We start from the raw sequence: 11428 nt of genomic DNA, 5'->3' as shown, positions 1-11428 counted from the left end.
CGACCTGGCGCCGCGGCGGGGCGTCCGGATCAGTACACGGCAGTCAGAACGACGGGTGGTCCACGTCGAGCGGCGGCCCGGGCGGGATGACGCGGCGCTTCGTCCGCACTCTGGTGAACTCGTCCTCGAGCTGGATCTCGGCGAGATGGTCCTCGGCCTCGTCGAGTGCTCGGCAGCGGGGCTCGTCGGGTCCGCGCTGCCTGGCCTCCCGGGCGCGGCGGTGCGTCCTCTCAGCCTGGTCGAGGCGGCGGGTCATCCGCGGGGTGAGCAGATCGGTGTTCTCCGCGGTGCGCACCCGGAGGTCCTGCTCGAGCTGCCAGGTCGTGACCAGCGGTTCGGCGCTGGTGCTGCGGTCCCCGCGGTCGGGGTCGTCCTGGGGATCCCTGGCAGGGTCGATCAGCCCGGCGGTCTTGAGCTGATGGTGGCGCCGGCACAGCCGGTGGAGGTTCCAGAGGGAGGTCGGGCCGCCTCGGGCGGGATCCTGGTGGTCGTACTCGATGATGTGGTCGTCCTCCGCGGCGAGCGCGGTGGGGCGGGTGCATCCGGGCGCCGCGCAGACGGGGTGGCGCAGCCGCAGCTGCATGCGCTGCTGTGCGTCGGGTCGGTAGGTGTCGATCCGGGCGGGGAGGTGGGTCCCGCAGATCGGGTCGGTGAGGATCCGGTACCAGACGGAGGAGGTCGCGGCGAGGTCCCGGGCGAGCTCGGCCGGGATCGGGGTGAGCCCGTCGAGCATCGCCGGGGAGTCGTCCATCCCGAGCAGGGTCGTCACGGGTACGGTGACGAGGATCTTGAACGGCTGCGCGGTCTCTTCGACCGGGTCGAGGTCGAGCATGGTGCGGGTGAGGATCGCGTAGCGCAGGGCCGACAGGCTGAGGGGGCGCTCCCGGTCGCGGACGTCGCCGTCGAGGTCGAAGGGGATCGGCTCCTCCTCCCCTGCCTCGAGCGCGACGCGCTGGGCGCGCTGGACGGCGCGGGCACTCGCGTCGAGCCGCAGGCCGAGGCTGCGGATCTCGGGGATCGGGCCGGTGATCGTGATCCAGGCGACGCCCTGCTCGGAGTCGACACCGTCGATCCGCACCTCGCGCGCCTCGCGGGGCGGCTTCAGCTCGTTCCCGACCGAGGCCACGGCCAGTCGCACCTGGGCCTCGAAGGTGCTGCGGGGGATCGAGGGGATCTCCACGCCGGCCAGGTGCTCGTCGACCAGGCGGATCTGGTCGGCGTCGAGCCGTCGCACCTGGCGCAGCAGGAAGCGGTGGTAGTCCTCCGGCAGGTCGCCGGCCTCGAGGTGCGCGAACATCCGGGGCAGGTCGACGACGGCGTGGTGGGCGTCGCGGATCTGCGAGGTGGCCTGCGTGATGGAGCAGCGCAGTCCCACGGCGACCTTCATCGCGGTCATGTCCGCGTCGACCAGCGAGCCCTCGTTGTCCGTGTCGACGGCGAAGAAGTCCGCGAGATGGCGGAGACGGCGGGCGTGGAGCTGCGCCTCCTCTCGCATGAGGGAGTGGAGCGCGAGCACGCGGCCCGCGTTCTTCCCCTCGATGCCGCCGACCTCCTCGAGGATCAGCTCTTCGGTGAGCTCCCGACGGGCGCGCACGCGCCATTCGCGCGCGGGACGGGCGGGAGCGGCGGGGCTCGACGGGCCCGGCCCTGAGGAGGCATCGCTCGACGGGGACTGTCGCGCGGTCTCGGACGATGCGTCGCGGCGCGCATCGTCGTCGATGTCGTCGAACTCCCCCACTGCCGCCACCTCCCCCGCTGTCCGGGCACTCACCGATGAGCGCTTCTTCGAATACCTGGACTCTACCGACCACACGCCCATTTCAGAACCCCCAGATCGAAATGTGGATCGATTTGTGGATAACCACCCCGCGGGGAGGAGAAGTCACTGTGGACGAGCCCTCCGCGCGAGGATCGAGCGGGGACTCATCCACCGGAACACACCCCGCTGTGGACGACGATGCTTCTTTGTCGCACCCTCCTGCTAGGCGCTCGACCTGCACTCTCCCCCGATTCCAGGTCGACGCATCCGGCGCCGAGGGCGGACCCTCGAGACGCACTGGACGCCATGCGCCACGACCACGGAAGGCCAGGCGACAGGCCACGAGAGGCGGCGGGCAGAAGGAATGGACGACACCCCCACCGAATACATCGAAGTCTCGGACGATTCAGAGAACCAGCATTTTTGAATTCCCCTCACCCTTCACCTGACGTCATGACGAAAGGCGACTCCCGAGGACGCACACAGGACCCTCGGCCGTGTCGGCACAGCACGGCGTCGGCCGCTCCCGGCGCCAGGGGGATCCTCGTCGGCCCCGCATCCCCGCCGGCCGCCCATCCCCGTCGGCCGCGCATCCGCGTCGTCCCCACCGCGCCGATCCCTTCACGACGCAGAGCGCCCCTCCGTGATCACACGGAGGGGCGCAGGGGCGGGAACCGGCGACGCGGGGGCGAGACCCGGCGACGCCGGCTCGTCAGGCGGCTGTCACACGGACCCAGTCCTCAGGCCGTCAAGCACAGGCAGAAGGGGTGTCCCGCAGGGTCGAGGTAGACGCGGAAGCTGCCCGAGGCGGAGGGCTGGTGCTCGTGGACGGTCGCGCCGAGGGCGAGTGCCCGGGGCTCGGCGCGGTCGATGTCGGTGACGGAGAGGTCGAGGTGGAACTGCTGGGGGTGGTCGCCGTCGGGCCAGGTGGGGCGGCGGAAGTCCGGCACCTTCTGGAAGGCGAGGGAGGCCTCGCCGTCGGGGTCGTCCTCGCTGCGACGGCCGCGGGGCGGGATCAGCTCCGCCCAGTCGGAGTCGCTGCCCTCCTCGACCCGCCAGCCGAGCAGCTTCGCGTAGAAGGTGGCCAGCTGGAGGGCGTCGGGGCAGTCGAGGACGGTGAGATCGAGGGTGGGGATGACGGGCTCTGTGTCCAGGTCTTCCATCATGGGGCCACCGTAGGAGCACGGACCCCGCGGGGGAAGCACATCGCGCGTGTCCGCGCACAGCGTCATCGCCGGATCCCCACTGCGCGCACGACGGTGACAGACTGGGGGCATACGTCGTGCGATATCGACCGTCGAAAGGTGAACTGATGACCATTCCCGCCGATCCGACTCCTTCCCTGCAGGACTACGCCCACCCCGAGCGGCTCGTGACCACGCAGTGGCTCGCGGACCGGCTCGCCGCGGGCGAGACCGAGGGACTCGTGGTCGTCGAGTCCGACGAGGACGTGCTGCTGTACGAGACGGGGCACATCCCCGGCGCGGTGAAGATCGACTGGCACCTCGACCTCAACGACCCGGTCACCCGCGACTACGTCGACGGCGAGGGCTTCGCGAAGCTCATGGACGCCTCCGGCATCACCCGCGAGACCACCGTGGTGATCTACGGCGACAAGTCGAACTGGTGGGCCGCCTACGCGCTGTGGGTGTTCAGCCTGTTCGGCCACGAGGACGTGCGCCTGCTCGACGGCGGCCGCGCCGCCTGGGAGGCCGAGGGTCGCGAGATGACGACCTCGACCGAGGGCCGCCCCGCGCCGACCAGCGGCTATCCCGTCATCGAGCGCGAGGACGCCCCGATCCGCGCCTACCGTGAGGATGTGCTGGACTTCCTCGGCGGGCCGCTGATCGACGTGCGCTCCCCGCAGGAGTACTCCGGTGAGCGCACCCACATGCCCGACTACCCGCAGGAGGGCACCGTGCGCGGCGGCCACATCCCCACCGCGCGCTCGGTGCCGTGGGCCCGCGCCGCCGCGGAGGACGGCCGCTTCAAGTCCCGCGCGGAGCTCGAGGCGATCTACCAGGGCGAGCTCGGCTTCGAGACCGGGACGCCGACGGTCGTGTACTGCCGCATCGGCGAGCGCTCCGCGCACACCTGGTTCGTGCTCACCCACCTGCTCGGCTTCGACTCGGTGCGCAACTACGACGGCTCCTGGACCGAGTGGGGCAACGGCGTGCGCCTGCCGATCGCGCAGGGCACCGAGCCCGGCGGGGTCCCCGCCCGATGAGCCCGACGCACAGCGCCGACGCCGCGACCTCCGCGCTGCCCGAGGGCTTCGCGGAGATCGCCGACGACTTCCACGCGCTCGGCGGGAAGGATCGCCTGCAGCTGCTGCTGGAGTTCTCGCAGGGCCTGCCCGAGCTGCCCGAGCGCTACTCCGAGCACCCGGAGCTGCTCGAGCCGGTGCCCGAGTGCCAGTCCCCGATCTTCCTGGCCACGGAGGTGGAGGGGCAGGGTCGCGAGGCGACCGCGCACCTGTTCTTCTCCGCCCCGCCGGAGGCGCCGACGACACGCGGCTTCGCCGCGATCCTCGCCGAGGCCCTCGACGGTCGCACCGTGGGCGAGGTGCTGGACACCCCGGACACGGTCACCGGCGAGCTGGGCCTGGCCGAGGTGGTCAGCCCGCTGCGGCTGAACGGCATGTCGGGGATGCTCGCGCGGATCAAGCGCCAGCTCTCCGAGAAGGCCGGGGTCTGAGCAGGCCCCTCCCGCAGCACTGCGGCGCCGTCCCCGAGGGGGCGGCGCCGCAGTGCGTCGAGGGGTGGGGCGACGTGCCGATCCGCCGACGGCGGGCCCGACCGATGGGCCCGGCCGACAGGTCCGGCCGCTGGGCCCGACCGACGCCCGATCAGTCCGATCGTGGGTCGTGCACCGTCTGCTCGGCTGTGCGGTGCTCGCCGGCCTGCTGCCCGCCCATCCGCTGCTTCCGGGCCCGGTCCGCGGCACCTCGCTCATCCCTGCTCCGCGCCTCCCCGCCCCGCACGTCCCCGCCGTCGTCCCCTCGGCCGTAGCGCTCGAAGGCGCGGCCGGCGCCGCTGCGCAGGGCGCCGAGGGCGGCACGACCGGCCTCGGCACGCGCGTGGTCCATCGCCGAGCGGGCGCGCTGCGAGAGGGCCTCGCGGGCGGCGGCGCCGGCACCGCTCGCGCCGCTCCCCGCCCCGCCGGCAGTCCCAGCACCCGTCCCGGCTCCGTGCGCGGTGCCCGCGGGATCGGGGGCGAGGCCGCTCGCGATCCGGTGGTGGCGCTCACGGGCGCTGCGCAGCTCGAGCGGCACCCGCACCAGGCGCACCAGCGCGCTGCGCATGTCCTCGCGGATCTGCCGCTCGTGCCGGTCGAGATAGGCGTCGAGGTCGCGCTCCTCGTCGCGCAGCAGGAAGGCGCGACCCAGCAGGTAGGACGCGAGATCGGAGGCGACCTCGGGCGAGAGTCCGTAGGCGTCGGACGAGGCGCGGGCGTCGCGCAGCGCGACCGCGTCGTCGCTCTCCAGCGGGCTCGGCACGATCTCGACGGCGCTGAGCACGTCCTCGACGACCGCGTGGAAGGCCGCGTCGGAGGCGAGGTCGGCGCGTCGCAGCTCGGCCCGTCCGGTCGCCTCGGGGACGGGGATCCTCGTGATCCCCTCGCGGGCGAACTCGTCCTGCGCGGCGCGCCGCACCAGGCGTCGGGCGGCCCGCTCGAGGTGGCCCGCATCGGCGTCGCGCGGCAGCTCGGGGACCACGGCCCGCGCCTGGGCGAGGACGTCGGCGCGGGCGCCCGCGATCTCGGCGCGTCGGCGCGCGGCGTGGAGCCGGTCGCGCAGCTCGTCGACGGGTCTCATGGGCGCTCCTTCCGCAGGGGACGCTGACGGGGCCATCGTACGGGGCAGGAGGGAGGACCCTGCCGGCGGCAGCGGGTCGAATGAGAGGATGGAGGGGAAGGATCCGCACGTCCCCGGCGCCGCCGCCCGGCCGCCGGGACCCGACCACGACTAGGAGCACTCATGACCGACCTCAGCTACACCGTCCCCGGCCTCGGCACCGACGACTCCCGCCGGCTCGTGGAAGCGCTGCAGGACCGCCTCCACGCCCTGAACGACCTGCACCTCACCCTCAAGCATGCCCACTGGAACGTGGTGGGCCCGCAGTTCATCGCGGTGCACGAGATGCTCGACCCGCAGGTGGAGCTCGTGCGCGGCTACGCCGACGAGGTCGCCGAGCGGATCGCGCAGCTGGGCGCCTCCCCCGTCGGCACCCCGGGTCGCCTCGTCGCCGAGCGCGGCTGGAGCGACTACGAGACCGGCAGGGCCGGCACCCAGGAGCACCTCGCCGCGATCGACCAGGTCTACGACGGCGTCATCGCCTCCCACCGCAAGGCGATCACCCTCGCCGGCGAGCTCGACCCGATCACCGAGGACATCCTGATCGGCCAGTCCGCCGAGCTGGAGAAGTTCCAGTGGTTCGTGCGCGCGCATCTCGAGCGTTCACAGTCCTGAGCCTCTTCCCTCGGGGCCGGGTACGGTGAACGGACCCGACCCCGAGGAGGACCCCGGCATGCCGATCGCCGCCCCCACCGCCGACGAGCTCGCCCTGCTGCAGGACGAGGCCGTGCGCTTCACCCGCGAGCTCATCCGGATCGACACCACGAACTTCGGCGGCAACGACCCCGAGACCTGGGGGAAGGGTGAGACCGAGGCGGCGGAGTACGTCGTCGAGCGGCTGCACGAGGTGGGCCTCGAGCCGCAGGTGGTCGAGTCGCACCCCGCCCGTCCCAGCGTGCTGGTGACCATGCCGGGCGAGGACCGCGAGCGCGGCGGCCTGATCCTCCACGGCCACCTCGACGTGGTCCCGGCTCGCGCCGAGGACTGGTCGGTGGACCCCTTCGGCGCCGAGATCATCGACGGGATGATCCACGGCCGCGGCGCCGTGGACATGAAGGACATGGTCGGGATGATCCTGGCCGTCGCCCGTCACCTGGCCCGCAGCGGGCAGGCCCCGCCGCGCGATCTGATGTTCGCCTTCTTCGCCGATGAGGAGAATGCGAGCGTCTGGGGCGCCCAGTGGCTGGTGGAGAACCACCCTGAGCTGTTCGACGGCATGACCGAGGCGATCAGCGAGGTGGGCGGCTACTCGATCAGCCTGCCCGAGGAGTCCACCGGCGAGGACGTGCGCGCCTATCTCGTCCAGACCGCCGAGAAGGGCCTGGCCTGGGGGCGGCTGCGCGCCACCGGCCGCGCCGGGCACGGCTCGGTGCCGAACGACGAGAACGCCATCGTGCGCCTGGCCCGCGCGATCACCGCGATCGACGAGCACGAGTTCCCGATCGAGTACATCGCCAGCGTCCGCGCGCTGTTCGATGGGATCACCGAGATCACCGGGCAGGGCTGGGACGAGCAGGACATCGACCGCTTCCTGCCCCTGACCGGCGGGGCCCGCCACTTCGTCGCCGGGACTCTGCGCGACTCGGCGAACCTGACGATGCTCGAGAGCGGGTACAAGGTCAACGTCATCCCCCAGACCGCGGAGGCCGGCTTCGACTGCCGCTTCCTGCCCGGGCACCAGGAGGAGCTGCTGGCCCTGCTGGACGAGCTGACCGGCGAGCACGTCGAGGTGGTCGTGGACCACATCGGCGTCGCCGTCGACTCCCCGCGCGAGTCCCCGCTGGTGGACGCGATGACCGCGGCGGTGCAGGCGGAGGACCCGGGCTCGAAGGTGCTTCCCTACTGCCTCAGCGCCGGTACCGACAACAAGCCGCTCAGCCTGCTCGGCATCGCCGGCTACGGCTTCGCGCCGTTGCAGCTGCCCGCGGACCTCGACTTCGCCCCGCTGTTCCACGGCGTGGACGAGCGGGTGCCGGTGGACGCGGTGCGCTTCGGCGCGCGGGTGCTGCTGCGTCTCGTCGCGACCTGCTGAGTCCGCCCGCAGGGGGCTGCTCCGCTCGGCGCTCAGTGCTGGTCGGCCGCGTCCTCGCCGTAGGTGCGGGCCGAGGCCAGCAGCTCCGCGGCCGGGATCGGCTCGTCGACGCCGAGGCCGATGTACCAGGACGGTGCGGTGGCGAGCATGACCTCGAGCAGCTCGGTCGCATCCAGCTCCTCCCCGGCCCTCGCCGCCTCCTCGGTGGTGACGAGCCAGTGGTCGGCGTGGACGAGCTCCCCGCCGGTGAGGCTGCGGGCGAGGGCCTCGATGCCGGGACGTGGCGGGAGCCTGTCGGGCATGCGCTTGAGCGCCTCGACGTGCAGCGCGGCCATCGTCCCGGTGAGGATCATGTAGGTGCGGTGGCTGGACTTCCAGTCCAGCGCGCCGCGGAGGAAGGCATGGTGCCGCTCGATGTAGGCGGCCATCATCGCGTAGCCGTGCTGCACGTGCTGCTCGATGGTGTGGCCGGCGGCGCCGTTGGTGCGTCCGCGCTCCCAGGCGGCGTCGAACATCTCCTGGAGCATCGCGCCCAGCAGGTCGTCGAGCCCGGTGAAGTGGCTGTAGAACGCGGCGCGGCTGACGCCGGCGCGCTTGGCCAGGGCGTTGACGGTGACCTCGCCGTCGTCCGCGCTCAGCTCGCGCGCGGCGGTGAAGATCGCGGCGCGGGTGCGGGCGGGACGGGGATCCGGGGCGCGTTCGCCCGAGGAGTTCGAGGAGGTCATTGCGTCATCGTAGTCCAGCACCCGGGGGCCGCCCGGCGGCTGGAGCGTGCGGCAGGCTGGGTGCGTGCGTGCCTTCCTGTCCGGCCTGGCCGGGTCTCCCGGCCCCGATGGCCGACGGGGCCACGGGACCCGCGCTCCCCTCGCGGACCTGATCGGGCACAGGATCGTTCACGCCCGGGTCACCGCCCGCGGCATCTGGTCCGTGACCGCCCGCGGCAGCGTGGTCCTGCATCCCGGGGACGTGGTCGAGGGGATCTACGCCTCCGGCGCGCTGGGGATGTCGAGCTATGACTCCCCCCGGGTCGTGGGGCCGTTCCGCTGAGACGGCCAGGTACGCGGCTCCCCCGAGCGCGTCGCCGCTCCGTCACCCCTGACGGCCTGCACCACCGTAGCGCCCGCCGACGCCCCCGAACGCACTTCTCGGACGGATGTCAGGGAATCTCCACCTGTCGGAAACCTCTGTGAACGGCGCAGTAACACCGGATGAACGCCCGCGAGGACACTCCGCGGCGCTACCCTGGGTCGACCATGTCGAGAAAGGCCTGCCAGATGTCAGCACGAACCGTGAAGGTCGCGAGCGCGAGCGGCCTCCATGCCCGCCCGGCGGCACTCTTCTCGCAGGCCGCGTCCGAGCAGCCTGCCGCCGTCACCATCGAGACCGCGGACGCCGGCCCGGTGAAGGCCTCGAGCATCCTCATGCTCCTCACCCTCGACGTCGCCTTCGAGGACGAGGTCACGCTGCGCGCCGAGGGCGAGGGCGCCGAGGAATCGCTGGACGCCCTCGCGGCGCTGCTCGCGACGAACCTCGACGAGGAGTTCCAAGAGAGCTGATCGCCCCCGCCCGCCGCATGCACGAAGGCCCCCGCCGGATCGGCGAGGGCCTTCGTCGACCGGGAGGAAACTCCAGGTCAGGGGCGGTAGCGGCGGGATTTGAACCCGCGGTGGCTATGAACCACACATCATTTCGAGTGATGCACCTTCGGCCGCTCGGACACGCTACCGTCGAGCAGAATAACCGCACGGACACCCTGCGTTCAAACCGGTGAGCGTCGGACGCGAGTCACGTCACGTCCTCGTGCGCCGCCGTTCAGCCCTCGGGGCCGTGGCGGACCACGGTGACATTGCCGGTGGCGTGCAGCACCGTCGCGTGGGCGGTCGAGCCGAAGCGACCCCGACCCAGCCCGCGATGGCCGAGGACCAGCATCCGCGCACCGGCCGCCGCGTCCAGCAGCCCCTCCGCGGCGGTGCGGGCCTCGAGCATCCGCGACTGCACCTCGACCCGCGCCTGACGGGCGCGCGCCCGGACCACGCCCTCGTCGAGCAGGACACGGGTGCCCTTCCCCGCTTGCCAGGCCTCCCCGCCGCTGTCGTAGGGGGCCTGGGGGACGGTGCGCACGTGCACCACGCGCAGCGTCGACCCCCAGGCCGCGGCGAGGTCGGCGGCGACGTCGACCGCCTCGCCGGCGGTGTCGGAGCCGTCGTAGGCGACCAGCACCGGGCCCGCCCGGTGCTGGTCCGAACGGATGATCGCGACGGGGCAGCCGGCGTCGTGGAGCAGCCCGCGGCTCACGGAGCCCAGCAGTGTCCCGAGCACCGCGCCGAGCCCACGGGTCCCGACGACGAGCAGGTCGGCACCGGCGGAGGCCTCCTCGAGCACCTCGCGCGGCATGCCGGCGACGAGCTCGGCGGAGACCGGGACGTCGGGATGGCGGGCGGCGATGCGCTCGGCCGCGTCGTCCAGCAGGCGGCTGGCCTGGTTGCGGGGTCCGGCGGGGTCGAGCACGGGGATGCCGGCGAGGCCCTGGCCGAGCAGCGGCCAGGTCCAGGCGTGCAGGAGGCGGATCCCGGCGCCGGTGTCATGGGCGAGCTCGGCGGCCCAGCGCACGGCGGCCATCGCGGCGCTGGTGTCGTCATATCCCACCAGGATGCTCCGAGCTGACGGCTCCATGTCCCGCACCTCCCCGTGCGACCGTGCTGTCACCCGAGGATACGCCGTGGTCACCCAGTCAGTACAGGTCGTCGAAGTCCTCGTCGAAGCCGTCGTCGACTCCCCAGGACCAGCGCAGGCCGAAGGTGCCGGGCCCGAAGCGCGCCTCGCTGATCTGGAGGCGGTCGCGGTGGTCGAGCCGCAGGGAGGAGACCGTCTCCCCGGCGTCCGTGCGCCGGTAGCGCTCGCAGTCCAGGGGGCGGCGCGGGCCGCGGAACTCGACCTCGAGCAGCACGTCGTTCGCGGGTCGGGGGACGGAGTACATGCTGCCCGTGACGTCGGTGGCGCTGGCGTGCAACTCGACCCGGTAGGCGAAGGTGGCGACCTGGCCCGCGTCGAGGCGCCCGTCGAGCAGGAACTCGACCCCGTAGGCGCGGCGGCGGGGCCAGGCCACGCGCCTCCCGATGGTGCAGCCCTCGGTCGGGATGTAGCGGGGGGCGATGTTGGGCTCGTTCTGCCCCAGCACGTGCACCGCCGGGAGCCGGCAGGTCCCCGACTCCAGCGCACGCACGATCATGCGGTGCTCGAGTCGCTGCACCGACCGGGTCGAGTCGATGATCGCGAGCTGGTGGATGACGCGCTCGTGCGCGTACTGCTGCGCGCTGGCGAAGCCGAGCTCATCGAGCGCCTCCTGGAAGACCTCGCGGCTGGACGGCCGCCCGACGAAGCTCATCTCCTGCACCGCGCGCCCCTGCAGTCGCGGCCCGCCCACGAGATCCGCGAGCGAGTCCGGGGGCCGCCCGAGCAGCTCCTCGAGGGCGGCGACGACACCGAGGGACTGGTCGCCGCCGGGCAGGCTCCGACCCGACTGCCAGTTGCTGAGTGTCGCGACGCTCACGGGACGGTTGCGCGCGCGCAGACGCTGGGAGATCACGGTGAGGGTCAGCCCGCTGCGCTTGATCGCCGCGCGCAGCTCAGGAGCGAACCTCCCGTGGTCATCCGTCGCCATATCGCCTGGTCCTCCTCCAGCCGTGCTCCGTCGATCATCCCCCACCGAATGCGAGCGCACCCGTTTTCAGGACTTTTCACATACCTGTAAAACACCGAGCGTAACGTGCATGACGCATGT

The 11428-nt window shown here is 72.5% G+C and carries 12 protein-coding genes and 1 tRNA gene; 6 read left to right on the top strand and 7 right to left on the bottom strand.

What is annotated here, in order from left to right; all coding sequences use genetic code 11:
- Positions 1-43: 43 nt before the first annotated feature.
- On the bottom strand, positions 44-1771 hold the full coding sequence (locus L3K22_RS08450) for an HNH endonuclease signature motif containing protein (RefSeq protein WP_263310976.1): 1728 nt from the start codon (positions 1769-1771) through the stop codon (positions 44-46).
- Between the two features lie 728 nt (positions 1772-2499).
- Positions 2500-2922, bottom strand: a complete 423-nt coding sequence (locus L3K22_RS08445; RefSeq protein WP_263311006.1) for a VOC family protein — start codon at positions 2920-2922, stop codon at positions 2500-2502.
- Positions 2923-3071: 149 nt separating this feature from the next.
- Here L3K22_RS08445 and L3K22_RS08440 point away from each other — a divergent pair, with 149 nt between their 5' ends.
- Both L3K22_RS08440 and L3K22_RS08435 read left to right on the top strand, forming a co-directional pair.
- Positions 3072-3986 (top strand): sulfurtransferase, encoded by a 915-nt coding sequence (locus L3K22_RS08440; RefSeq protein ID WP_263310975.1) that lies wholly within the window; start codon positions 3072-3074, stop codon positions 3984-3986.
- Positions 3983-4456 (top strand): SufE family protein, encoded by a 474-nt coding sequence (locus L3K22_RS08435; protein ID WP_133677114.1) that lies wholly within the window; start codon positions 3983-3985, stop codon positions 4454-4456. The genes L3K22_RS08440 and L3K22_RS08435 overlap by 4 nt, the downstream gene beginning before the upstream one ends.
- A 151-nt stretch (positions 4457-4607) precedes the next feature.
- On the opposite strand, the gene L3K22_RS08430 is transcribed toward L3K22_RS08435, so the two are convergent.
- Positions 4608-5576 carry a hypothetical protein gene (locus tag L3K22_RS08430; RefSeq protein WP_263310974.1) on the bottom strand — a complete coding sequence of 323 codons (969 nt, stop codon included), beginning with the start codon at positions 5574-5576 and terminating at the stop codon, positions 4608-4610.
- Between the two features lie 162 nt (positions 5577-5738).
- On the opposite strand from L3K22_RS08430, the gene L3K22_RS08425 reads away from it, so the two are divergent.
- On the top strand, positions 5739-6230 hold the full coding sequence (locus L3K22_RS08425; protein WP_263310973.1) for a Dps family protein: 492 nt from the start codon (positions 5739-5741) through the stop codon (positions 6228-6230).
- Positions 6231-6288: 58 nt separating this feature from the next.
- The gene (locus L3K22_RS08420; RefSeq protein ID WP_263310972.1) at positions 6289-7647 is read left to right on the top strand and encodes a M20/M25/M40 family metallo-hydrolase; all 1359 of its coding nucleotides are present in this window, start codon (positions 6289-6291) and stop codon (positions 7645-7647) included.
- A 32-nt stretch (positions 7648-7679) separates the two neighbouring features.
- Here the strand turns inward: L3K22_RS08420 and L3K22_RS08415 are convergent, their stop codons facing one another.
- A complete protein-coding gene (locus L3K22_RS08415) occupies positions 7680-8372 on the bottom strand; it encodes a TetR/AcrR family transcriptional regulator (RefSeq protein WP_263310971.1) in 693 nt (230 codons plus the stop codon).
- A 64-nt stretch (positions 8373-8436) separates the two neighbouring features.
- Here L3K22_RS08415 and L3K22_RS08410 point away from each other — a divergent pair, with 64 nt between their 5' ends.
- Together L3K22_RS08410 and L3K22_RS08405 are read left to right on the top strand one after the other, a co-directional pair.
- Complete coding sequence (locus L3K22_RS08410; protein ID WP_263310970.1) at positions 8437-8694, top strand: hypothetical protein; 258 nt, start codon at positions 8437-8439, stop codon at positions 8692-8694.
- 227 nt (positions 8695-8921) lie between these two features.
- Positions 8922-9203 (top strand): HPr family phosphocarrier protein, encoded by a 282-nt coding sequence (locus L3K22_RS08405; RefSeq protein WP_263310969.1) that lies wholly within the window; start codon positions 8922-8924, stop codon positions 9201-9203.
- Between the two features lie 84 nt (positions 9204-9287).
- Here L3K22_RS08405 and L3K22_RS08400 read toward each other — a convergent pair.
- The 3 genes from L3K22_RS08400 to L3K22_RS08390 form a co-directional block, all read right to left on the bottom strand.
- Positions 9288-9373: transfer RNA gene (locus tag L3K22_RS08400), tRNA-Ser, on the bottom strand.
- Positions 9374-9459: 86 nt separating this feature from the next.
- A complete protein-coding gene (locus L3K22_RS08395) occupies positions 9460-10293 on the bottom strand; it encodes a universal stress protein (RefSeq protein WP_263310968.1) in 834 nt (277 codons plus the stop codon).
- Between the two features lie 85 nt (positions 10294-10378).
- On the bottom strand, positions 10379-11308 hold the full coding sequence (locus tag L3K22_RS08390) for a helix-turn-helix domain-containing protein (protein ID WP_263310967.1): 930 nt from the start codon (positions 11306-11308) through the stop codon (positions 10379-10381).
- Positions 11309-11428 lie beyond the last annotated feature (120 nt).

Source organism: Brachybacterium atlanticum, from assembly GCF_025669985.1.
GTDB classification, from domain to species: domain Bacteria; phylum Actinomycetota; class Actinomycetes; order Actinomycetales; family Dermabacteraceae; genus Brachybacterium; species Brachybacterium conglomeratum.
This window is presented reverse-complemented; position numbering and strand designations above follow the sequence as displayed.